Genomic DNA, 21345 nt, shown 5'->3' on the forward strand with positions numbered 1-21345 from the left:
TCGCCATAACTGATGGAAGGCATTATGCACCCTGAATGCGCTGCCACAACAGGCCGATTAACCAGCCAATCAGCATCACGGTCAGAACCAGCGCGGCAATGACCACCAGGATAAACACGATATTGTCGAGCAGGCTGCGACGCACAGTCCGCTCCGGTGACTGCTGATACTGGCGCAGTAAGGCACTGTTTTTCTGATTGGCTTTCCAGACAAAATCAAAGGCATCGCCCACCACCGGCAGGCTGCCGACAGCGGTATCAATCAACATATTGATCAGCATTCGCATTAATACCGTGCGTGGTACGCCGGCTTGATTGGCTTCTATCACAATCAGCGAAGCCAAAAGACTGCTGATAAAGTCGCCCAGCCCCGGAATCAGGCCGATAAAACCATCCAGTCCAATCCTGTAACCACCGGGCAGGGGAATACTGTTATCGAGTAACCAGCTCAGTTTTTCATGAAAACGGCGCGGCTTGTTCATTCTTCAATCAGCGCCGCATCATCGGCCAAAATTTTCAGCACAGCCTGCATATCCTCGGGTAAATCAGCCTGCCAGGAGACCGCCTCGCCACTGCTGGGATGCTCAAAGCCCAGAAAACCGGCATGCAAAGCCTGGCGCCGGAATCCCTGGATAGCGTCCCGGCAGGGCTGTGACATGCCCTTGGCTTGCTTGAAGCGGCCGCCATAGACCGGATCACCCAAGAGCGGATGGCGGATATGCGCCATATGTACGCGAATTTGATGGGTGCGACCGGTTTCCAGCTTGCAGCGGATAAAGGTATGGGCACGAAAGCGCTGTTCAACCCGGTAATGGGTGACAGAGGGCTTGCCGGTCTGACTGACCGCCATACGCTTGCGATCGATGTGATGGCGGCCGATGGGTTCATCCACCGTGCCACCAGCGGTCATCACGCCAACGGCGATAGCCTGGTATTCACGTAGAACCGTGCGTGCCTGTAACTGGGCAACCAGCGAGTTGTGCGCCTGCAGGGTTTTGGCCACCATCAACAGACCGGTGGTGGATTTATCCAGACGGTGAACAATGCCGGCACGGGGAATATTGGCAAGCTGCGGCGCATGGGCGAGCAGCGCATTAACCAGCGTACCCTGCGGGTTGCCAGCCCCCGGATGAACCACCATGCCAGCCGACTTATTGATGATAATGACATCATCATCTTCATAAATGATATCGAGTGAAATCGCCTCGGCTGTCCAGCTATCATCCTGTTTAACCAGTTCGGTGGTGATTAATACCTGTTCGCCGCCCACCACACTGTCGCGCGGGCGCAGCTGACCGGTATCAACCGAGACCTCACCGGCCTTGATCCATTTGCTGAGCTGGCCACGGGAAAACTCGGGAAACATTCTGGCCAGAGCCTGGTCCAGCCGTAAACCGCCGAGTTCATCGGGGACTACGCCATTAAGTTGAATTTTGTCTGACATTTGAACGCTAAATAGTGATTAGGCGGCTATTATAACGTAGGCTAGAAGCTGAGTCTGAATTGGGAGAATCAGATGCTGCCATATCGAATGATTGCAGCCGGTCTGTTACTGCTGGCCATGCCGGGATTACAGGCAGAGGGGCGTGATGCGGCTTTGCTGGCAGCTTCCTGCGCTGCCTGTCACGGCACACAGGGGCATAGTGTCGGCGGTACGCCCAGTCTGGCCGGCTTGGATCAGCTTTATTTTATTGAGCAGATGCAGCAGTTCAAAAGCGGCGAGCGTCCATCCAGCGTGATGATGAAATATGCCCGTGGCTACACGGAAGCCGAGATCCGGCTGCTGGCCAAGTATTTTGCCGCACAAAAATAATCCGCGTAGCCAATAACGCCGGAGATGCTCATGGGAAAACATGATGATGGTTGTCGAATCATCACTGTCGATCAGTGACCTCTGCGGCTAAACAATCAGACTCGCGCTATCGCGGCTGGCACTGTTTACAGAAATAGGTGGCCCGCTGAGCCTGCCGTATACAGCTGATGGGTTGCTCACAGCTCAGACAGGGTTGATCCTCGCGGCCGTAAACATTGAGCTGCTGAGAAAAATAGCCGGGTTTACCGTCGCTTTTGCGAAAGTCCCGCAGCGTGGTGCCACCGGCAAGCAGTGCTTTGTCCAGTACCTGTTTGATGGCTTCAACCAGCTTCACCATTTTCGTCTTGCTAACCTTGCCAGCAGCCTTGGCCGGATGAATCGCGGCCAGAAACAGCGCCTCATTGGCATAGATATTCCCTACGCCGACCACGATTTCACCATTCATGATAAAAGTCTTGATACTGCTGCTGCGGCCTCTGGAGCGCTGGTAGAGGTAATCACCATTGAACGCATCCGACAGTGGTTCGGGGCCCAGGTGAGCAATCAGCGGATGTTCGTCGGTATTATCCTGGGTCCACAGCACCGCGCCGAAGCGTCTGGGATCAGTGAATCGCAGAACATGACCATTGCTGAAATAGATATCGACATGGTCATGTTTGCCGATATGAGCATCATTATCCAGCACCCTCAGCCGTCCCGACATGCCCAGATGTATCATCAGCGTGCCAAGGTCACAGCGCAGTAACAGGTATTTGGCACGGCGCTCTACCTTGTGCACGGTCTGGCCTTCAAGCAAGGCTTCAAGTCCGTCTTCAACCGGCCAGCGAAGGCCTCGATGACGGACCTGCATTTTGTTGATGGACTGGCCTTCAAGATAGGGTTGCACACCACGGCGGGTGGTTTCGACTTCGGGTAATTCGGGCATGATTTATTGGGGCAGTAGTTGTGACCGCATCGCCAGCGGGAATTCGTATTGCAGTTGCAGAGCGGGGTTGGTCAGCTGCAGGGTTTCACCGCTCAGCGTCATAATCAGTTGCAGGGGCTGGCTGTTACTTTCAAGCCACAGGCTTATCTGCGGTGATGGCAGGCTGTTCAGTTCGTCAGCATCAAGATGGCGCACTTGCATGGCATAGGCATGCTGCCAGTTGTCGACCAAGGTTTTCAGGCCGTCTGAACTGGCCGAGCTATTGTTGCTGTGCCAGCGCCCGTCGCGTTGTTCAATCAGCCGCTGCTCATCCGTCTCATTGCTGGCAGGCAAAGTCAGTTTGTTAATACTGACGCCTTCTTCAACCAGGCGGTTATCGACAAAGCTGCCGGCAGAGGCTTTAAGCAAGGGCGTCACATCATCCTGAACCAGATACACCACGTTCCGGTGCAGCACATAGCGATTCTGGCTCAGCGATTCGGTTGCACCAAAAGCAAAGGGCTGTTCATTCATCAATAAAGTCACCTCAGGCTGATCGAGGCCGAACTCAAGCAAGGCTGACTCGTCACTAGCCGGTTGCTGACCATGAATTGGCGAGGACAGCAGGCTGAGCAGTAGGTTGACCCGTGTCTGGTTGGCGCGGGCATTGAAAGGCTGGGTGAGTTGCCAGCTTTGTTGTTGGCGCTCCAGCGTCAGCGTATCTCTGTCCTGACGCTGAATTTGAATGCGTTCTACAGCTTCAGCGCTCAATGCTGATAACCCGGCGGGTTGTTGTTCAGCGGGCTGTTCACGCTGTGATAGCCACAACAGAACAATGACAATAACCAGTAAAACCAGGTTGGTCAGATAGCTGCTTTTCATCGGCGTCGTCTCCGCCACCAAATACCCAGGCCGAAGGCCAGTAGTATTAATGGTATCACCAGCAGGAAGCCAAAGCCGATAATTATTGACTGACTTTTGTCCAGTTCAAGCTGGGTGCCAATGCTGGTTTTGACCGGAATTTCAATCAGCTTGTCGTCCTCTGCCAACCAGTTAGCCAGCGCCATCGATAGCTCCAGATTAGCCACAGTGCCGATATGACTGTTGCTGATAAAGTCACTGTCACCGACGATGGCAATACGCTGTTGCCGGTCTGTATCAGGGTGTGGACGGGTCAGGATTTGTGCCAGCGCCAGCGGCCCCGGCATATCCTCTCCGGCATCATAGCGTTGTTGTGGCAGGTTGCTCTGGCTGATAGCAGTCGACTCCACCCAGGCATCAGGTTGACTGCGCAGCAGCTTGAGATATTGCCAGTCTGTCTGCTGTTCGGTTTTGCTGGTTTCAATGGCCAGGGCATCGGCCATCAACGTCACACTTTTGATGGCCACACCGATCGGATGATTGGCATAGTCACTGATCAACACAAAGCGGGGGTCATCAAGTCCCAGCATTGATGAACTGGGATCCATTACGGTACCCGGTACAAAAGCGATGCCCAACTGCTCGGCTAATGGCGATAGCGACACGGTCTGTTCCGGATCCGCCAGCCACAATAGATTGCCACCCTGGGCCAGGTAGTCTTGAATCAGCGCGATTTCACCTGGCAACCACTCTTCCGTCGGACTGGCGATGACAAGAGCTGCCGTGTTGTCGGGTAATTCAGGTGTTTTGACCAGATTCTGGGAGTGCAGTTTGAAGCCCTGACTCTGCAGTTGTCCGGCCCAGGTAGAGAGGCTGAAATCATGTTGCTCAAACAGGCTGCGTTCGCCATGGCCTTCAATAAATACCAGCCACTGCTGTTGCTGGCGCGACACAGTGATCAGGGCATTGGTCAGTGATTGTTCAGACAGATCCAACACATGCTGGCTCTGCTCACCGCGGCTGATGACCATTTCACCCTGTTGCTGAATACTCATCTGCCGAACCCGGTCGGGTGCAAAATTGGGGTCAATATAGCTGACCTCAAGCTTATCGCTGTGGCGCTGGTAGCGCTGGATCAGATCGGTTACCGCGACGCGGTATTGGTATTCCGGGCTGACAAAAATATCGACCTGAACCGGTTTTTCCAGGCTGCTGAGTACCTGCAGGCTGGTGTCAGACAGGGTATGACGGGCATTAGCAGTCCAGTCGAACTGGCGGTTGTAATCCACACTGAGTTTTGCCAGCAGCACGACCGCGGCAATCAGCAGCAGGTAGAAAATGACCTGCTGCAGGCGGAAGAGACGTTGGGCGCGTTGGGTGACTTTCATAGCAAACTTTTCTGGGGCTCAGTCCAGTCTTTCTCTGTCGAGACGACGAATGGTCAGTAACAGAAAACTAACGATAACAATAGCGAAAAAGCTCAGATCCTGGGTGTTGATCTGACCCTGTGACAGGGGCTGGAAATGGTTCATCAGCGAGAGCCAACTGAGTATGGAAAACTCGCCGCCAGTGTTACCGGCCCAGTCAATAATCCACAGCAGGAATAACACGGTAAAACTGCTGACGGCCGCAATCGTCGGCTGGCGGGTCAGCGAGGACATGAAAATACCGATAGCGATAAAGCTCGCTATCAACAGCATCAGCCCCAGAAAACCGGCACTCAGCAGGTAATAATCGAGGCTGGTGGCGACACTCAGAGATACAGGCATCAATACCGTCAGCAGGGCCAGAATAAAGAAAAAACCGAGGTTGCCCAGATATTTGCCGAGCACGATTTGAGTCATGCTCAGCGGGGCTGATGCCAAAAGGGGCAGGGTCTCATTGCGTCTTTCCTCGGCAATGCTGCGCATAGTGAGCAGGGGACTTATCAGTAACACGATAATCGCCGCATTACTGAGCAGCGGCATCGCAATCATTTCGGTGACACCGGGGGCGCCGGGAATGGCCGAAATCCGGCTCTGAATACTGTTGAAATAATCGATATGGGTGAGAAACAGATAGGCCAGCAGTAACTGGGTCAGGGCCAGCATGACCCAGGCCAGCGGCGACAGAAACAGGCGATGCAGTTCGTTACGGGCAATATTAAACATCGACTTCTTCTTTTTGAATAACCTTCATAAAGACATCTTCCAGGCTGTGCTGCTCCGGCATCATCAGCGTCAGTTGCCAATCATCCTCAACAGCACGGCGCAGCAGGGACTGGGTTGGATTGTGATGTGGCTGGTAATGCAGCCGATAGCGTTTGTCGCTGAGGCTGTCAATTCTCTCTATGCCATCAAGCCGTTGCAGCAAAGCGGTTTGCAAGGGTTTTTCGAACTCGACCAGCAGGGTTGAGGCCTGCATCTGCTCACCCAGTTTGTCGATATTATCGTTAAACAGTAATTGTCCCTGCGAAATGATTTGCACCCGATCGCAGAGCATCTGCACCTCGGGCAGGATATGGGTCGACAGAATGACGCTGTGTTTATCCGCTATGTCACGAATCAACTGGCGGATTTCACGGATTTGAATCGGATCCAGCCCTGAGGTCGGTTCATCCAGAATCACCACCGAGGGCGAATGGATAATCGCCTGGGCAATGCCTACCCGTTGCTGATAGCCCTTGGACAGGTTGCCGATAAGGCGTTGCTGCACCTCTCTCAGGCCACAGCGCTCGATGGCGGTATCCACGGCGGCTTTGTGCTGTTTTTTATCAATTTGATTGAGGCGGGCACAGAACTGCAGAAATTCCCGCACCGTGTGTTCGCGATACAGTGGCGGCGCTTCCGGCAGATAGCCGATATGGGCCTTGGCTTGGCGGGGATAGTCTAGCAGATCAATGCCGTTAATGTGGATCTCGCCATGATCCGGTGCCAGATTGCCGCTGAGCATGCGCATGGTGGTACTTTTGCCGGCGCCGTTGGGGCCCAGAAAACCAACGACCTCGCCTTGTTTGACATTGAAACTGACATTATCGACTGCGGTTTTACCGGCAAACTGTCGTGACAGTTGTGAGGCCTCCAGCAATACGTTCTCGCTCATAGTGTCAGATCGTTTCCTTCGCTTTCATGGTCCATTCTGTGGCCTGCAGATAATAATGACTGAATTGCTCCATGCTGACGTATTTTTCACTGACGTTATTCCAATCACCCTGTTCGTAAGACAGCACATCGCCGAGCAGTTCTCCGAGCGATCCGCTGCGTTCTTTCAGTGCTGATTTTGTTGCATCAGCCAATGGCAGCGGGTCGATAATATCAGCCATCTGGCGATCCAGCATCGCATCAATGGTAGAGAACAACCCGACAATAAAGCCGCTTTCCGCATTACAACCGTAAGCTTCGGCCAATGACTCGCACATCTTGGCGCGAATCAGCGAGAAGTCAAGTAACTCCTTGGGTTTGCAGTTAACTTCACTCATCGCAATCAGCGTAGTCCAGGTGGTGATAGCTTTCAGCCCCAGAATCACCAGACCTTCATGGATGGAGTTAATTTTTCGTGGTAAAGCCAGAGCGGCGGAATTGAGCAAACGCAGCAGCTTATAGGTGAGGCCGGCATCGCGGCTGATGATGGCCTCGACATCCTCAAAATCGGTGTCGGCCCGCTGCAACTGATGGACGAGCTCCAGCACTGTTTGATGATGGGCAGGTACCGCTTTGTCTTCAATGATGTCGGGCTTGCAGAAAAAGAAGCCCTGGAAATAATCAAAGCCTAGTTCCATGCACAGCTCATAATCAGCCTGAGTCTCGACTTTTTCTGCCAGAAGTTTGAGATTGTACTGACGCAACAGGCTGACGTGTTCACGCAGCTCAGCCTCATTGAGGGCAAGAATATCAATCTTGACGATGGAGGCCAGCTCAACCAGCGGCCGCAAAGCCTCGTTGAAAATAAAATCATCCAGCGCAATCACGTAACCTCGGGCTTTGAGCTTACGCAGGCCGTCCAGTACTTCATCATCGACTTCGATGTCTTCCAGCAGCTCCAGCACCACATTGCTCTGGCTGGCAGGGATGGGTTCATCATTGAGAATAAAAGAACGGGTCAGGTTGATAAATGCAATATGTCCCCCGGTTACCCGCTCAATACCCAGTTCCAGAAAGGTGTAATTGATAACCCGGCTGGTAGCGACATCGGCCGACAGTTCACTCAGATCGGCCGTTAAATCCTGGCGGGTACGGCGGAACAGCAGTTCATAGGCGTATAGCTGACAGTGGCGGTCCAAGATGGGCTGTCTGGCAATGATGGCAACTGATGATGTAGCTGATTGGCTCATGCTGAATTTCCGATAAACACCACGACATAGTAATCAGTTTACGGACACAAAAAAACCCGCGATAGCGGGCTTTTTCGGAATCCATATCAAGTAGCGAAATTACTTGATTTTGGCTTCTTTGTACATGACATGCTTGCGAACAACGGGATCAAACTTTTTGATCTCCATTTTTTCCGGCATGTTACGTTTGTTTTTGTCTGTGGTGTAGAAGTGACCAGTACCTGCAGACGAAACGAGTCTAATTTTATCGCGCATCTCTTATCTCCTAGATTTTTTCGCCGCGGGCACGCATTTCAGTCAGAACGACATCTATGCCTTTCTTATCGATAATGCGCAGACCGTGGTTGCTGACACGCAGTTTAACCCAGCGGTTTTCAGACTCAACCCAGAAACGGTGAGATTGAAGGTTGGGTAAAAAACGACGTTTTGTTTTGTTGTGAGCGTGGGAAACGTTGTTACCGCTCATTGGGCGTTTGCCCGTAACCTGACATACTCTGGCCATTTTAGAACCTGCTCCTGATGAACTTTTTCAACACAGGGTGCCAACCAAGGTCCCTGCCTGCATCTATATAAAGCCGGACTTTATACCATAACAGCTTTCAGATGTGTAGTGATTTTATGATTGTGCCGGTGTAAGGCCCATTGATGCGAGTTTTTGTTTTACTGATTCGATCTTCAGCTCACCGATTTTGCGCATCACGATTTCACCTTCAGGCGAGATCAGGAAATGCGTGGGTGTGACCCGCACATTATCAAAGGCCGCTGTCATTTTACCTTCCTCATCCCAGGTAATCAGGTAGGGTAGGCCCTTGTTTTCACGCATGGCCTTGATGTGTTGTGGATGGTCGTGAGGCATGGCGACACTGAGCATAGCCAGTCCCTGGTCAGCATATTCCTGATGCAACGCAATCAGTTCAGGCATCTCCTTGATACAGCCGGGGCAGTCGGTGGCCCAGAAGATCATCAGAATGGGCTGGCCTTTGTAATCCGCCAGTTGGTGCTGACCGCCATCAATATCAGTAAAGCTGATCTCCGGCATCGGCTGTCTGGAGCCCGGCATCAGCATTACTGTGGATAAGGCAGCCACAGCTACAATAAGAGCGATGAGAATATTTCTAGTTACAGGTTTCATGTGCTTAAGGTCAGTTGTCCCAGGGTTTCAGTCAGCTTCAGATTTTCCCGGTAATCGACCGGACAATCAATCACCGTGACGGTATCACGCGCCAAAGCCTGCTTGAGTACCGGCATTAAATCTTCGGTTTGTTCCACTCTGACACCGACCGCACCGAAAGATTGCGCATACTGAACAAAATCCGGATTGGTGAAATCCACATGGCTGGTGCGGCCGAATTCGTTCTGCTGTTTCCATTCAATCAGACCGTAGCTGGCATCATTCCAGATCAGGATAACGATGGGAATATGCAGACGCATGGCCGTTTCGATTTCCTGAGAATTCATCATAAAACCGGCGTCACCGGTGACAGCCACGACCTTGCGTTCAGGATGCGCCAGCTTGGCGGCGATGGCGCCGGGCACGGCAATGCCCATACTGGCAAAGCCATTGGAGATAATGCAGGTGTTGGGGTATTCGCAGCGGAACATGCGCGACATCCACATCTTATGGGCACCAACATCACAGACCACGATGTCTTCCAGATCCATCGCAGTACGCAGATCCCAGATGATTTTCTGGGGTTTGACGGGAAACTCTGTGTCGTCCCGGTGCAGGTTCATCTCCTTAATCAGGCTGTCGCGCAGAATACGCAGCGCCTTACCTTCGTGGGGCGAAGTGAGCGCAGCAATCCGGTTCAGGCTGTGGCAGATATTGCCGACCACGGCGAGTGACACGCTGTAATGGGCATCAACTTCAGCGTGGCTGGTGTCAATGTGAATAATGGTGCGATCGCGCGACGGGTGCCACAGGTAAGGATGGTATTCAACCATATCGTAGCCGATGCAGATAATGACATCAGCCCCGGCAAAGCCGCAGTTGGCGTAATCATTGGACTGTAAACCGACACTGCCCAGCGCCATCGGGTGCCGAAACGGAATCACGCCTTTGGCCATAAAGGTGTTAGCCACCGGAATGCCCAGTTTTTCGGCAAATTGAGACAATTCCTCACAGGCCTGAGAGCGGACCACGCCATTGCCGGCCAGAATAATCGGATTCTGGGCATTGGTGATGATTTCAGCGGCGCGCTCGATCTGCTCGGCGGCAGGTTCCGGGGGCGAGGTGTGTCTGACCCGTAGCGGCACATCGTCAATATTCATCTCGGCGATGTTTTCCGGAAACTCAATAAAGCAGGCACCGGTTTTTTCGGTCTGGGCCAGATCAAAAGCTTTACGCACGATTTCCGGTATCACGTTGGGGCTGACAATACGGGTGGAATACTTGGTAATAGGCAGGAACATGGCTTCCAGGTCCAGTACCTGATGCGATTCCTTGTGCAGGCGATGCGTAGACGCCTGACCGGCAATGGCGACCAGCGGCGCGTGATCCATATTGGCGTCGGCGACGCCGGTAATCAGGTTGGTCGCACCGGGACCCAGGGTGCCGATACAGACCCCGGCACGGCCGGTCAGTCTGCCATAGACATCAGCCATAAAAGCCGCGCCCTGTTCATGGCGGGTGGTGATAAAGCGGATATTGGCATCGAGAATGGCATCTATGACATCCAGGTTTTCCTCTCCCGGAATGCCAAATAAAAATTCCACACCTTCGTTTTCCAGTGCCTTGATAAACAGTTCTGCAGCTTTCATTGAGCGGCTTCCTTTTCCCGTTCTGATCGTGTTGCAAGGATAGCAGATTAGGTTTTGTTTACATGACCAACCACAGAGGCACAGAGGGCACAGAGTTAATAAACATAATCATCCGCAGATTACGCCGATTTTCATAGATTAATAAAACAGACTACGAAAAGCCTGCTGAGCAAATAAGCTTGGTGTTCGCGTTGGTGACCAAAATATCTGTGTAAATCCGTATAATTTGCGGATAGTTTCAAAACCTCTGTGCCTCTGTGGTTAAACAACAAAAAAGGGGCCGAGGCCCCTTTTCTTTATGCTTATTTGAACGCTTCCGGTGTGTGCCGGTGCCAGTCGGTTTCCTGCTGGTATTTATGGGCAATATTGAGCAGGCGGGCTTCGTTAAAGTAGTTACCAATGATTTGTAGCCCTACAGGCATATCATCGACAAAGCCTGCCGGAATAGACATGCCGGGCAGACCGGCGAGATTCACATTGATTGTGTAGATATCTTCCATGTACATGGCAACCGGATCATCGGTTTTCTCGCCGAAGCGGAATGCCGGTGTCGGTGCTGATGGGCCCATGATGACATCAACATCTTCGTAAGCTTTTAGGAAGTCATCACGGATCAGGCGGCGGCATTGCTGGGCTTTCAGGTAATAAGCATCGTAATAACCGGCCGACAGCGCATAGGTGCCGATCATGATGCGGCGTTTGACTTCATCACCAAAGCCCTCGCCGCGTGAGCGGGTGTAGAGATCCATCAGATCTTTGGGATCGTCAGCACGGTGACCGAACCGCACGCCATCCATGCGTGACAGGTTGGAAGAACATTCTGCCGGTGCCACCACATAATAAGTCGGCACCGCCAGGTGAGAGTTGGGCAGGGTGATTTCTTTCAGGGTAGCGCCCAGCGACTCATACGTCTTGATGGCGTTTTGCACGGTTTCAGCCACGCGCGAGTCCAGACCCTCGCCGAAATACTCTTTGGGGAGGCCGATGGTCAGGCCTTCCAGAGAGTCATTCAGTGTTGCTGTGTAGTCGGGCACTTCGCGATCGACGCTGGTGGAGTCACGCGGGTCAAAACCCGACATCACATTCATCAGCCAGGCGGCATCTTCAGCGCTGTTGGCCATGGGGCCAGCCTGATCCAGGCTGGAGGCGAAAGCAATCATGCCATAACGGGAAATACGGCCATAAGTGGGCTTGAGGCCGGTCAGATTACATAATGATGCCGGCTGACGAATGGAGCCGCCGGTATCAGTTCCTGTGGCAATCGGGGCCAGCCGGGCAGCCATCGCTGAAGCTGAACCACCGGATGAACCACCTGGTACGCGGTCAGTGTCCCAGGGGTTTTTCACCGGGCCGTAAAAACTGGTCTCATTGGAAGAGCCCATGGCGAACTCGTCCATATTGGTCTTACCCAGGGTGACCATGCCGGCAGCGTCGATTTTTTCCACCACGGTGGCATCGTAGGGTGAAATAAACTTGTCCAGCATCTTGGAGCCACAGCTGGTGCGAACACCCTTGGTGCAGAAAATGTCTTTGTGAGCCAGCGGGATACCGGTCAGCGGACCGGCGTTGTTTGCGGCCAGCAGTTTGTCTGCGGCTCTGGCCTGTTCCAGTGCCCGTTCATCGGTCACGCTAATAAAGGCATTGAGGTTGCCATTATGCTGATTGATACGGTCCAGGTAATGCTGGGTCAGTTCAACACTGCTGATTTCGCCGTTTTGCAGGGCTGTCGAGAGTTCTGGGAGTGATTTGTTATGCATGAATGAGCCTGTAACGCGGGTTATTCGATGACTTGAGGAACCAGATAGACACCGGCTTCAGTCTTGGGAGCAATAGCCTGAAAGGCTTCACGCTGATCAACTTCGGTCACGCTGTCGGGGCGCAGTCTCTGATGCGCATCAAGCGGGTGAGCCATGGGCGTGATGTTCTGGGTGTCGACCGCACTCATTTGTTCGACCAGATTGAGGATATTGTTCAGATCCCGTGCATAATCCGGGATGTCATTTTCCTGTATTGACAGGCGCGCCAGATGCGCAATTTTCTCTACGTCGCTCTTATCTAAACTCATCGACAGTTCCAAATGTTTAAGTATTTAACAAAGTCAGAATTCTAAACGAATAGTTGCTTGCCCAACAGCCTAAAGCGTTGCTAAAGTATTCATTTTGCCCTTTCAGGTGTGGTTTCTTCAATGTTTGAACGTTTACGTGGAGTCTTCTCCAACGATCTGTCGATCGATCTGGGAACAGCGAATACGCTGATTTATGTGCGCGGTGCTGGCATCGTGCTCGACGAGCCGTCAGTGGTGGCGATTCGTCAGGATAAAGGACCCGGTGGTCCCCGTTCGATTGCAGCAGTGGGTGTGGAAGCAAAGCGTATGCTGGGCCGGACACCAGGCAATATTACAGCGATCAGACCATTGAAAGACGGCGTTATTGCTGACTTCACCGTTACCGAAAAAATGCTTCAACACTTCATTCGTAAAGTGCATGAAGGGCGTTTTCTCAAGCCCAGCCCCCGGGTACTGGTCTGTGTGCCTTGTGGTTCCACCCAAGTGGAACGCCGTGCCATTCGTGAATCAGCGGCCGGTGCCGGTGCCCGTGATGTGTTCCTGATCGAAGAGCCGATGGCAGCGGCGATTGGTGCGGGTATGCCGGTCGATGAGGCCAGCGGTTCAATGGTGCTGGATATTGGTGGCGGTACCACCGAAGTGGCAGTGATTTCACTCAACGGTATTGTTTACTCTGCCTCGGTACGTATCGGCGGTGATCTGTTTGATGAGGCCATCGTCAACTATGTTCGTCGTAACTACGGTACCCTGATTGGTGAGTCCACCGCCGAGAAAATCAAGAAAGAAATTGGCTCGGCTTATCCCGGTAATGAAGTCAAGGAAATGGAAGTGCGCGGCCGTAACCTGGCTGAAGGCGTGCCCCGCAGCTTTACCCTCAACAGTAATGAAATCCTGGAAGCGCTGCAGGATCCCCTGTCAGGCATCGTGGCAGCAGTGAAAACCGCTTTGGAACAAACGCCGCCGGAACTGGGCGCCGACGTGGCTGAACGCGGTATCGTGCTGACCGGTGGTGGCGCATTGTTGCGGGATCTGGATCGCCTGTTGATTGAAGAAACCGGGCTGCCGGCGATTATCGCTGAGGATCCACTGACCTGTGTCGCCCGTGGCGGTGGCCGGGCGCTGGAAATGATCGACGAAAAAGGGACAGACGTTTTCACTTTCGAATAATCTGAATTGGCATTAACAGCAAGACCTTTGCGAGTGCCGGGCATTTGCAAGGGTCTTTTAGTTTTGGAACAGCGTTATTAAACCGTTATTTACTCACAATCCATCGATCAATACCCGCATGCTGCTGGCTGTGCTGGCCTCACTGGCGGTGTTTTTCCTGGATTCACGACTGGATTATTTCAAGCCGGTGCGTTCGGTCCTGTCCACCGTGGTCTATCCGCTGCAGGCGACGGCCTCAATGCCCAGTAATTTTGTTGACTGGGTGGGGGAGTTTTTCCAGGATCGCGAGCAGTTGCGTGAGCAAATTACTGTACTCAATGCCAGTAATAAACTGCAAAGCCTCAGGCTGCAGAAAATGCAGGCGCTGGAACGCGAAAACATGCGGCTGCGTGAACTGCTGGGCTCGTCTTTCCGACTGCAGGAGCGAGTACAGGTGGCAGAATTGCTGACCGTCGATCTGGATCCCTTCTCACAACAGGTCATTATCGATAAAGGTGAAAACTTTGGTGTCTATGTCGGCCAGCCCGTTCTGGATGCTCATGGCGTGATGGGACAGGTCACCGAAACCTCTTATCTGTCGAGCCGGGTGGTGTTACTCACTGATCCCAGTCACAGCATTCCGGTTCAGATTAATCGCAATGGCCTGCGAGCAGTAGTGACCGGCCGTGGTCTGGGAGAAACCTTGAAGATGGACTTCCTGCCGCATAATGCCGATGTGCGCGCCGGTGATCAGCTGGTGACCTCCGGATTGGGCGGGCGTTTTCCGGTTGGCTATCCGGTAGGCAAAGTGGTGTCAGTGGAATTTCCCCAGGGTAAAGCCTTTGCCGATATCAAGGTGGCGCCGGCTGCGAATCTCTCAACCAGTCGCGAACTGATGCTGGTTTTGCCGGGTGAAAAAATCAGAACTGAACCCACGGTAGACACGCCGGCGGCATCCGAAGCCACCGCTACGGTCAGCCCCGCTGCTTCTGAAGCCAGCTCAACCTTAAGTGATAGCAACGGCGAGGACAATGCCGGGGAGCCTGCCGATGGCAATGAGTGATATCCCCCGCAACGGCTTTATGATTGTACTGACCATCATTGCAGCGATGTTGCTGATGATGGTGCCCTTGCCGGAAGCAGCACGTTTTTTCCGGCCTGAATGGGTGGTGTTAACGCTGATGTACTGGGCGATGGCCTTGCCACACCGGGTAAGTATTGGCGTCGGCTGGCTCAGCGGTCTGATTATGGATGTGATGATGGGCGGCACATTGGGCGTGATGGCTTTCAGTTATGCCTTCGCCGTATATCTGATCGCACGTTTCCACCTGCAATTAAGGCAATATCCCTTATGGCAGCAGGCATTGACCATTTTTTCGGTGGTGTTGCTGGTGCATTTTGTCTCGGTGATGGCAGGCAGACCAGAGATGAGCTGGGTTGTGTGGATGCCAGTGGTGACAAGTACCCTGATGTGGCCGGTGATTTACCCGCTGTTGCGTAAAATCAGACGTACGTTCCAGGTCAGCTGAGTCTTTTTATGGCTTCCCGCTTTACGCTGAAAGATCATTTCCGTGAGAGCCGGCTGGTGAACGGCAGGCTGTTGTTTGCCGCCTTGCTGTCGGTGATTGTGTTCAGCGTGGTGATCGTCAGGCTGGTGGTGTTGCAGGTGTTTGAATACGAACACTTCGATTCGCTGTCGGACCGCAACCGGGTCGATATCGAGCCGCTGCCACCACAACGTGGGCTGATCTATGACCGTAATGGCGTGATGCTGGCGGAGAACATTCCCACGTTCAGTCTGGAAATGGTGCCGGAAAAAGTCAAAGATATGGACTACACCATTGATGCGCTGACTGAGTTAATGGCGCTGACTGATGAGGACGTGGCTGAGTTTCGTGATCGGCTCAAGCGCCATCGTCGTTTTCAGCAGGTGGTCATTCGCCAGCGCCTGACCGAAGCTGAAGTCGCTCGCTTTTCTGCTAACCGTCATCGTTTCCCAGGTGTGGATATTGAGGGGCGTTTGATCCGTCATTATCCCCAGGCCAACTTGTTTTCCCATGCTGTCGGCTATGTTGGCCGCATCAATGAGCGGGAAATGCAGATCATTGATCAGCAGAATTACAAAGGCACACTGCAGATTGGTAAAACCGGGGTAGAAAAATATTATGAAGATCAATTGCACGGTACAGTTGGTTACCGTCAGGTGGAAACCAATGTGCAGGGGCGGATCGTCAGGGAGTTGATGTCGGAACCCTCACACTCCGGCGACGATTTGTTATTGAATCTGGATATCAACCTGCAGCGTGCTGCTGCCGAGTCACTGACCGACTTCAATGGCTCGGTGGTGGCAATGGACCCCCGTAATGGTGGCGTACTGGCCCTGGTCAGCAAACCTGATTTTGATCCTAATCTGTTTGTTTCAGGGATCAGCAGTAAGGATTATTCTGCGCTCAGAGACTCACCCGAGAGGCCATTGTATGATCGTGCGCTGCGTGGCAGTTACCCGCCGGGATCAACACTTAAGCCGTTTGTAGCGCTGGCTGGGCTGGAATTGGGCGTGGTGACAGAACAATCCAGGGTCTATGATCCGGGCTGGTATTCATTGCCGGGACATCAGCATCGTTACCGTTGCTGGAAAAGCCACGGTCATGGCTGGGTGAACATGAAAGATGCCGTGGCCCAATCCTGTGATACCTACTTTTATGATTTAGCCCATACCCTGGGCATTGATCGTCTGCACCAGTTCCTGGATTTGTTCGGCTTTGGTCATCGAACGGGTATTGATATTCCCAGTGAAAGTGCGGGATTGTCCCCATCCAGGGAATGGAAGCGTGCCAGCCGCAATCAGGCCTGGTTTCCGGGGGAAACCCTGATCTCGGGTATCGGTCAGGGCTTTAACCAGACCACACCGCTGCAATTGGCGCATGCGACATCCACGCTGGCAATGCGCGGGGTGATGCAGGAACCCCGCGTGGTGCGAGCCAGCCGCAAAGCCGGGATGAGTGAAATGCAGCTTCGCAATACCGAGCGCGTCAACAGTCTGCCCATGCAAGACAGCCAGCACTGGGAAGCGGTGATAGACTCCATGGTTGAGGTCGTACATGGTCAACGAGGCACGGCCCGGCACATTGGCGAGGACATGCCTATTAATATCGCCGGCAAGACCGGTACTGCGCAGGTATTTGGTATTGCCCAGGATGAGGAGTATGACGCAGAAACCCTGGAACGCAAGCTCCATGACCACGCTTTATTTATTGCTTTTGCCCCCGCGGATAAACCCGAGTTCGTAGTGGCCGTGGTGGTAGAAAATGGTGGCAGTGGCAGTAAGATGGCAGCGCCGATTGCCCGCAAATTGATTATTGAACATTTCGGACTGGAATTGGATGAACCACAGCCTGATCAATGACAGACAACAGCGACCTAGCTGGCAACCGAGCCGCTTTGTCGAATGGCTGCATATTGACGCCATGCTGATGCTGGGGCTTTTGCTGTTGCTGGGCGTGGGGCTGATGATGCTGTTCAGTGCCGGTGGTCAGGATATGGGGCTGATCTACCGGCAACTGGTCCGTCTGGGCGTTGCGATTGGGGTGATGCTGCTGGTGGCGCAGATCCACCCGGACCGCATGCGAGACAGTGCCTACTGGTTATATGGACTGGGCCTGATGCTGCTGGTCGCGGTGCTGTTTTTCGGACACGAAGGCAAGGGCGCGCAGCGCTGGCTGGATTTGGGCTTTTTCCGTTTTCAGCCCTCGGAAATCATGAAGCTGGCGGTCCCCATCCTGGTGGCGGCATTTCTGGCTGAGCGGCCCTTACCGCCATCAGTGTGGCGCCTGATTGTGGGGTTGTTACTGATAGGCCTGCCGGCCTTTCTGATTGCCAAGCAGCCTGATTTGGGGACGGCGATTCTGATAGCCAGTTCCGGGCTTATCGTTATTTTCCTGGCGGGTATTCGTTGGAAGGTGATTTTTGCTTTTCTGGGGAGCTGCGCGGCGGCAGCGCCGGTGTTATGGTATTTCATGCACGACTACCAGCGGCGGCGGGTGCTGACCTTCCTCAATCCGGAAACCGATCCACTGGGCGCGGGTTATCATATTATCCAGTCAAAAATCGCCATCGGCTCGGGCGGACTTTTTGGTCAGGGCTGGTTGCGGGGCACTCAATCCCATCTGGAGTTTCTGCCGGAACGCTCGACGGATTTCATCTTTGCCGTGATCGCCGAAGAGTTCGGTCTGGCCGGTGCTGTCTTGTTGCTGTGTCTGTATCTTTTGATTGCCGGTCGCGGCCTGTTTATTGCCAGCCAGGCACAAAGCAGTTTTTCGCGTCTGCTGGCCGGCAGTATTTCCATTACTTTTCTTGTCTACGTGTTCGTTAACGTTGGAATGGTCACCGGTCTTTTACCTGTCGTCGGTGTACCTTTGCCACTGGTCAGCTATGGCGGCACCTCAATGGTGACCTTGCTGGCCGGCTTCGGTATCCTGATGTCAATTCATACCCATCGGAGGATGATGTCGCCGTGAAAAAAGTTGTGCTGAGTAGTGCCCTGTTGTGGCTGGCTTCAATGCCCGCTGTTGCTAACCCTGACTTACCCGAGCTGCCAAAGTTCATTGATAAAATGGTGACCGAACATGGTTTCGATCAGGCTGAGCTGGAACAGGTATTTGCTGATGTTGAGGTCAAAGACAGCATCCTCAAGGCGATATCCAGGCCGGCTGAGAAAAGTAAGCCCTGGCATGAGTACCGCGATATTTTTCTGACAGGTTCGCGTATTGAAGGCGGCGTCGAATTCTGGGAGCAGCACAAAGAGGCGCTGTCACAGGCAGAACAGACTTATGGTGTGCCTGCTGAATATATCGTGGCCATTCTCGGTGTCGAAACCCGCTATGGCGGCAATGTTGGTGGCTTTCGCGTGATCGATGCCTTATCAACGCTGGCTTTTCGCTACCCGCCGCGCAGCCCGTTTTTCACCAGTGAGCTGGAGCATTTCCTGATCCTGACCCGTGAAGAGCAGATGTCGCAACTGGATCCGGTTGGTTCTTATGCCGGTGCCATGGGATTGGGACAGTTTATGCCCAGTAGCTATCGGGCCTACGCCGTGGATTTTGATAAAGACGGTCAGCGCGATATTTGGACCAACCCCACCGATGCCATTGGCAGTATCGCCAATTACCTGGCCGTGCATGGCTGGCAGCCAGGCGAGTCGGTGGTGCACCGCACTCAGCTTGACAAAGCCTTGCCTGATGACATCAGCGGTAAAGATCTGAAACCAGCATTCAGTCGCGAACAGCTAGCTGTAGCCGGCTTTTCGCTGGATCAACTGCCGGCTGGAAAAGATAAGTTATCGGTGATTGCGCTGACCCAGAAAGAGGGTGAAGAATACTGGCTGGGTCGACAGAACTTTTATGCCATTACCCGCTATAATCACAGCCGAATGTATGCCATGGCCGTTTATCAACTGGCGCAGGCAATCCGTGAACAATTTGGTGAGTTGTAATGAAAATGGCGCAATATCTACGTGGTGTAGGGCTGGCCACAGCCTTTCTGCTGCTTATCTCCTGTGGCGGGGTGACTGAAAAAGACAGCGCCCCGGACAGGGTGCCGGATGTCAGCCAGATTCCGGATGCGGTGCCTAAAGTGGAGCCACGTAGTAAGTACGGCAATCCCAGTCAGTACGAGGTATTCGGCAAAAATTACTACACCATGAACAGCGCAGAAGGGTACCAGAAAAAGGGTATTGCCTCCTGGTATGGCACCAAGTTTCATGGCCGCCGGACTTCCAGCGGTGAAATCTATGATATGTATGCGATGACCGCCGCGCATAAGACGCTGCCACTTCCGACTTATGTCGAAGTGACCAACCTGGAAAACGGCCGTACCGTGGTGGTCAAGGTCAACGACCGAGGCCCGTTTCATGATAACCGCCTGATTGATTTATCCTATAGTGCAGCAACTAAGCTGGGCATCGTCGACAAAGGCACCGGTATGGTTGAGGTCAGGGCTATCACGCCGGGTAAATTGCAAAAAACGGCCACCAGACCACCCAGCGAGGCGGTGACACCGCCGGGAAAGTCCGTCGGCTCAGCCGCGATGTTTTTGCAGGTCGGGGCATTTAGCAGCCGCCATCGCGCTGAGCAGGTCAAAAGTCGCTTGCAGCAGGATATCGCTGGTACTGTGTTTATCGAAACCTTACCCCAACAACAGGGCACCCTGTATCGGGTACGGATCGGTCCGCTGGCCAGTGTCAGCGATGGTGACAGCCTTGCTGCCAGGCTCGCGGGACTGGGGTTTCGCGACAGCCATATCGTCATTGATTAAATATTCATCCTGAGAGTTCAACATGCTGAAACACACCCAAGTTGTTTTATTTCTAATGCTGCTGATGTCCTTTGTCAGCGTCCAGGCGGGGGGCGTCATTGCGCCGAAACCGTCGGCGCCCAATGTGGCAGCAAAGTCACATATCCTGATTGATTATGACAGCGGCCGGGTACTGGCTTCAGATAACCCGGATCAGAGACTGCCACCGGCCAGTATTACCAAGTTGATGACGTCCTATGTGGTTTCGCATGAACTGCACTCGGGTAATATCGCGCTGGATGATGAGGTGCTGATCAGCGAGAAAGCCTGGCGCATGATCGGCTCGCGCAGCTTCTTAAAAGTGGACACCAAAGTCTCGGTGGAAGCCTTGCTTCGCGGCATGATTGTGCAGTCTGGTAATGACGCCGCTGTGGCACTGGCAGAACATATTGCCGGTAGCGAAGAAGTGTTTGCGCAGATGATGAACCAGTATGCCCAGCAACTGGGCATGGTTGATACCAATTACATGAACTCCACCGGGCTGCCCGATCCCGAGCATTACACCACGGCAAGGGATATTGCGACCCTGTCGGCGGCGCTGATCCGTGATTTTCCCGCCCACTACGAGTGGTACAAAGAGAAAGAATACACCTACAACAATATTACCCAGCACAACCGCAACAAGCTGTTGTGGCGTGATAACAGTGTCGATGGCCTGAAAACCGGCCACACCGAAGAAGCTGGTTTTTGTCTGGCAGCCTCGGCGCAGCGGGGCGATATGCGCCTGATCTCCGTGGTACTGGGCACCCGCAGTGAAAATGCCCGTGCTCAGGAAACCCAGAAACTGTTCAACTATGGTTTTCGTTTCTTTGAGACCCATCAACTGTATCAGGCCAATGCCAATATTACTGACAGCAAAGTCTGGAAAGGCGCACAGGATCAGGTCTCTCTGGGCCTGGCCCAGAGCCTGGCGGTCACGGTACCGCGTGGTCAGTACGATGAACTGAGTGCCAATACCAATATCCAGCAGCCAGTGATTGCACCGATTGAAGTTGGTGCCGAGCTGGGTGAAGTGGAAATTCGCCTGGGCGAGGAAGTGGTTGCCAGACAAACCCTGGTTGCCCTGACAGCAGTGGAAGAGGGTAGCTGGTGGCGCCGTCTGATTGATGAAATTCTGCTCTGGATCTGGGGCTAAGC

General features: G+C 53.3%; 23 protein-coding genes. 9 read left to right on the forward strand and 14 right to left on the reverse strand.

Features of this window, described 5'->3' with window-relative positions; all coding sequences use genetic code 11:
• Positions 1 to 22: 22 nt before the first annotated feature.
• Both Q0X64_RS02220 and rluD read right to left on the reverse strand, forming a co-directional pair.
• Positions 23 to 481 (reverse strand): DUF4112 domain-containing protein, encoded by a 459-nt coding sequence (locus tag Q0X64_RS02220; RefSeq protein WP_297808456.1) that lies wholly within the window; start codon positions 479 to 481, stop codon positions 23 to 25.
• Entirely contained in the window at positions 478 to 1443 is a 966-nt protein-coding gene (rluD, locus tag Q0X64_RS02225; protein ID WP_297808459.1) for a 23S rRNA pseudouridine(1911/1915/1917) synthase RluD, read from the reverse strand. The genes Q0X64_RS02220 and rluD overlap by 4 nt, the downstream gene beginning before the upstream one ends.
• 72 nt (positions 1444 to 1515) lie before the next feature.
• Between rluD and Q0X64_RS02230 the strand changes: the two genes are divergently transcribed.
• On the forward strand, positions 1516 to 1812 hold the full coding sequence (locus tag Q0X64_RS02230) for a c-type cytochrome (protein WP_297808464.1): 297 nt from the start codon (positions 1516 to 1518) through the stop codon (positions 1810 to 1812).
• Positions 1813 to 1918: 106 nt separating this feature from the next.
• Here the strand turns inward: Q0X64_RS02230 and mutM are convergent, their stop codons facing one another.
• The 12 genes from mutM to gatC all read right to left on the reverse strand — a co-directional run bounded on the left by mutM (position 1919) and on the right by gatC (position 12711).
• Positions 1919 to 2737, reverse strand: coding sequence for a bifunctional DNA-formamidopyrimidine glycosylase/DNA-(apurinic or apyrimidinic site) lyase (gene mutM, locus Q0X64_RS02235; protein ID WP_297808466.1), 819 nt, complete (start codon positions 2735 to 2737; stop codon positions 1919 to 1921).
• Between the two features lie 3 nt (positions 2738 to 2740).
• On the reverse strand, positions 2741 to 3598 hold the full coding sequence (locus Q0X64_RS02240) for a DUF4340 domain-containing protein (protein ID WP_297808469.1): 858 nt from the start codon (positions 3596 to 3598) through the stop codon (positions 2741 to 2743).
• A complete protein-coding gene (locus tag Q0X64_RS02245; protein ID WP_297808472.1) occupies positions 3595 to 4965 on the reverse strand; it encodes a GldG family protein in 1371 nt (456 codons plus the stop codon). The genes Q0X64_RS02240 and Q0X64_RS02245 overlap by 4 nt, the downstream gene beginning before the upstream one ends.
• Before the next feature lie 18 nt (positions 4966 to 4983).
• Complete coding sequence (locus tag Q0X64_RS02250) at positions 4984 to 5727, reverse strand: ABC transporter permease subunit (RefSeq protein WP_297808475.1); 744 nt, start codon at positions 5725 to 5727, stop codon at positions 4984 to 4986.
• Positions 5720 to 6658 carry an ABC transporter ATP-binding protein gene (locus tag Q0X64_RS02255; protein WP_297808478.1) on the reverse strand — a complete coding sequence of 313 codons (939 nt, stop codon included), beginning with the start codon at positions 6656 to 6658 and terminating at the stop codon, positions 5720 to 5722. Before Q0X64_RS02255 ends, Q0X64_RS02250 begins: the two co-directional genes overlap by 8 nt.
• Before the next feature lie 4 nt (positions 6659 to 6662).
• The gene (locus tag Q0X64_RS02260; protein ID WP_297808480.1) at positions 6663 to 7886 is read right to left on the reverse strand and encodes an HDOD domain-containing protein; all 1224 of its coding nucleotides are present in this window, start codon (positions 7884 to 7886) and stop codon (positions 6663 to 6665) included.
• A 99-nt stretch (positions 7887 to 7985) separates the two neighbouring features.
• Positions 7986 to 8141: a 50S ribosomal protein L33 gene (gene rpmG, locus Q0X64_RS02265; protein ID WP_014703759.1), complete on the reverse strand. Its 156-nt coding sequence runs from the start codon at positions 8139 to 8141 to the stop codon at positions 7986 to 7988.
• Between the two features lie 10 nt (positions 8142 to 8151).
• Positions 8152 to 8388 carry a 50S ribosomal protein L28 gene (rpmB, locus tag Q0X64_RS02270; protein ID WP_292441266.1) on the reverse strand — a complete coding sequence of 79 codons (237 nt, stop codon included), beginning with the start codon at positions 8386 to 8388 and terminating at the stop codon, positions 8152 to 8154.
• 114 nt (positions 8389 to 8502) lie between these two features.
• The gene (locus Q0X64_RS02275; protein WP_297808488.1) at positions 8503 to 9018 is read right to left on the reverse strand and encodes a TlpA disulfide reductase family protein; all 516 of its coding nucleotides are present in this window, start codon (positions 9016 to 9018) and stop codon (positions 8503 to 8505) included.
• Complete coding sequence (locus tag Q0X64_RS02280) at positions 9015 to 10646, reverse strand: acetolactate synthase large subunit (RefSeq protein ID WP_297808491.1); 1632 nt, start codon at positions 10644 to 10646, stop codon at positions 9015 to 9017. Before Q0X64_RS02280 ends, Q0X64_RS02275 begins: the two co-directional genes overlap by 4 nt.
• 302 nt (positions 10647 to 10948) lie before the next feature.
• Positions 10949 to 12403: an Asp-tRNA(Asn)/Glu-tRNA(Gln) amidotransferase subunit GatA gene (gatA, locus tag Q0X64_RS02285; protein ID WP_297808493.1), complete on the reverse strand. Its 1455-nt coding sequence runs from the start codon at positions 12401 to 12403 to the stop codon at positions 10949 to 10951.
• A 20-nt stretch (positions 12404 to 12423) separates the two neighbouring features.
• Positions 12424 to 12711, reverse strand: a complete 288-nt coding sequence (gene gatC, locus Q0X64_RS02290) for an Asp-tRNA(Asn)/Glu-tRNA(Gln) amidotransferase subunit GatC (RefSeq protein ID WP_297808496.1) — start codon at positions 12709 to 12711, stop codon at positions 12424 to 12426.
• Between the two features lie 120 nt (positions 12712 to 12831).
• Between gatC and Q0X64_RS02295 the strand changes: the two genes are divergently transcribed.
• From Q0X64_RS02295 to Q0X64_RS02330, 8 genes are all read left to right on the forward strand, one after another.
• Positions 12832 to 13878 carry a rod shape-determining protein gene (locus tag Q0X64_RS02295; RefSeq protein ID WP_297808498.1) on the forward strand — a complete coding sequence of 349 codons (1047 nt, stop codon included), beginning with the start codon at positions 12832 to 12834 and terminating at the stop codon, positions 13876 to 13878.
• 76 nt (positions 13879 to 13954) lie between these two features.
• A complete protein-coding gene (gene mreC, locus Q0X64_RS02300; RefSeq protein ID WP_297808810.1) occupies positions 13955 to 14920 on the forward strand; it encodes a rod shape-determining protein MreC in 966 nt (321 codons plus the stop codon).
• Positions 14907 to 15386: a rod shape-determining protein MreD gene (gene mreD / locus Q0X64_RS02305; protein ID WP_297808499.1), complete on the forward strand. Its 480-nt coding sequence runs from the start codon at positions 14907 to 14909 to the stop codon at positions 15384 to 15386. The genes mreC and mreD overlap by 14 nt, the downstream gene beginning before the upstream one ends.
• 8 nt (positions 15387 to 15394) lie before the next feature.
• Positions 15395 to 17263 (forward strand): penicillin-binding protein 2, encoded by a 1869-nt coding sequence (gene mrdA, locus Q0X64_RS02310; protein WP_297808502.1) that lies wholly within the window; start codon positions 15395 to 15397, stop codon positions 17261 to 17263.
• Positions 17241 to 18374 carry a rod shape-determining protein RodA gene (gene rodA, locus Q0X64_RS02315; protein ID WP_297808505.1) on the forward strand — a complete coding sequence of 378 codons (1134 nt, stop codon included), beginning with the start codon at positions 17241 to 17243 and terminating at the stop codon, positions 18372 to 18374. Before mrdA ends, rodA begins: the two co-directional genes overlap by 23 nt.
• Positions 18371 to 19348 carry a lytic murein transglycosylase B gene (gene mltB, locus Q0X64_RS02320; protein ID WP_297808507.1) on the forward strand — a complete coding sequence of 326 codons (978 nt, stop codon included), beginning with the start codon at positions 18371 to 18373 and terminating at the stop codon, positions 19346 to 19348. The genes rodA and mltB overlap by 4 nt, the downstream gene beginning before the upstream one ends.
• A complete protein-coding gene (locus tag Q0X64_RS02325; RefSeq protein ID WP_297808510.1) occupies positions 19348 to 20169 on the forward strand; it encodes a septal ring lytic transglycosylase RlpA family protein in 822 nt (273 codons plus the stop codon). The genes mltB and Q0X64_RS02325 overlap by 1 nt, the downstream gene beginning before the upstream one ends.
• 22 nt (positions 20170 to 20191) lie before the next feature.
• On the forward strand, positions 20192 to 21343 hold the full coding sequence (locus tag Q0X64_RS02330; protein WP_297808513.1) for a D-alanyl-D-alanine carboxypeptidase family protein: 1152 nt from the start codon (positions 20192 to 20194) through the stop codon (positions 21341 to 21343).
• The last annotated feature ends 2 nt before the right edge of the window (positions 21344 to 21345 follow it).

This window comes from uncultured Methylophaga sp. (genome assembly GCF_947259025.1).
In the GTDB taxonomy this organism is placed as follows: Bacteria; Pseudomonadota; Gammaproteobacteria; order Nitrosococcales; family Methylophagaceae; genus Methylophaga.

Bases quoted from the DNA above. Each gene is read 5' to 3' on its own strand.
- rpmB (WP_292441266.1), bottom strand. From the start codon at position 8,388: ATGGCCAGAGTATGTCAGGTTACGGGCAAACGCCCAATGAGCGGTAAC.
- Q0X64_RS02280 (WP_297808491.1), bottom strand. From the start codon at position 10,646: ATGAAAGCTGCAGAACTGTTTATCAAGGCACTGGAAAACGAAGGTGTG.
- Q0X64_RS02245 (WP_297808472.1), bottom strand. From the start codon at position 4,965: ATGAAAGTCACCCAACGCGCCCAACGTCTCTTCCGCCTGCAGCAGGTC.
- rluD (WP_297808459.1), bottom strand. From the start codon at position 1,443: ATGTCAGACAAAATTCAACTTAATGGCGTAGTCCCCGATGAACTCGGC.
- Q0X64_RS02325 (WP_297808510.1), top strand. From the start codon at position 19,348: ATGAAAATGGCGCAATATCTACGTGGTGTAGGGCTGGCCACAGCCTTT.
- Q0X64_RS02255 (WP_297808478.1), bottom strand. From the start codon at position 6,658: ATGAGCGAGAACGTATTGCTGGAGGCCTCACAACTGTCACGACAGTTT.
- Q0X64_RS02220 (WP_297808456.1), bottom strand. From the start codon at position 481: ATGAACAAGCCGCGCCGTTTTCATGAAAAACTGAGCTGGTTACTCGAT.
- Q0X64_RS02275 (WP_297808488.1), bottom strand. From the start codon at position 9,018: ATGAAACCTGTAACTAGAAATATTCTCATCGCTCTTATTGTAGCTGTG.
- rodA (WP_297808505.1), top strand. From the start codon at position 17,241: ATGAACCACAGCCTGATCAATGACAGACAACAGCGACCTAGCTGGCAA.
- Q0X64_RS02295 (WP_297808498.1), top strand. From the start codon at position 12,832: ATGTTTGAACGTTTACGTGGAGTCTTCTCCAACGATCTGTCGATCGAT.
- mrdA (WP_297808502.1), top strand. From the start codon at position 15,395: ATGGCTTCCCGCTTTACGCTGAAAGATCATTTCCGTGAGAGCCGGCTG.
- gatC (WP_297808496.1), bottom strand. From the start codon at position 12,711: ATGAGTTTAGATAAGAGCGACGTAGAGAAAATTGCGCATCTGGCGCGC.
- mutM (WP_297808466.1), bottom strand. From the start codon at position 2,737: ATGCCCGAATTACCCGAAGTCGAAACCACCCGCCGTGGTGTGCAACCC.
- mreD (WP_297808499.1), top strand. From the start codon at position 14,907: ATGGCAATGAGTGATATCCCCCGCAACGGCTTTATGATTGTACTGACC.
- Q0X64_RS02240 (WP_297808469.1), bottom strand. From the start codon at position 3,598: ATGAAAAGCAGCTATCTGACCAACCTGGTTTTACTGGTTATTGTCATT.
- Q0X64_RS02330 (WP_297808513.1), top strand. From the start codon at position 20,192: ATGCTGAAACACACCCAAGTTGTTTTATTTCTAATGCTGCTGATGTCC.
- Q0X64_RS02230 (WP_297808464.1), top strand. From the start codon at position 1,516: ATGCTGCCATATCGAATGATTGCAGCCGGTCTGTTACTGCTGGCCATG.
- gatA (WP_297808493.1), bottom strand. From the start codon at position 12,403: ATGCATAACAAATCACTCCCAGAACTCTCGACAGCCCTGCAAAACGGC.
- Q0X64_RS02260 (WP_297808480.1), bottom strand. From the start codon at position 7,886: ATGAGCCAATCAGCTACATCATCAGTTGCCATCATTGCCAGACAGCCC.
- rpmG (WP_014703759.1), bottom strand. From the start codon at position 8,141: ATGCGCGATAAAATTAGACTCGTTTCGTCTGCAGGTACTGGTCACTTC.
- Q0X64_RS02250 (WP_297808475.1), bottom strand. From the start codon at position 5,727: ATGTTTAATATTGCCCGTAACGAACTGCATCGCCTGTTTCTGTCGCCG.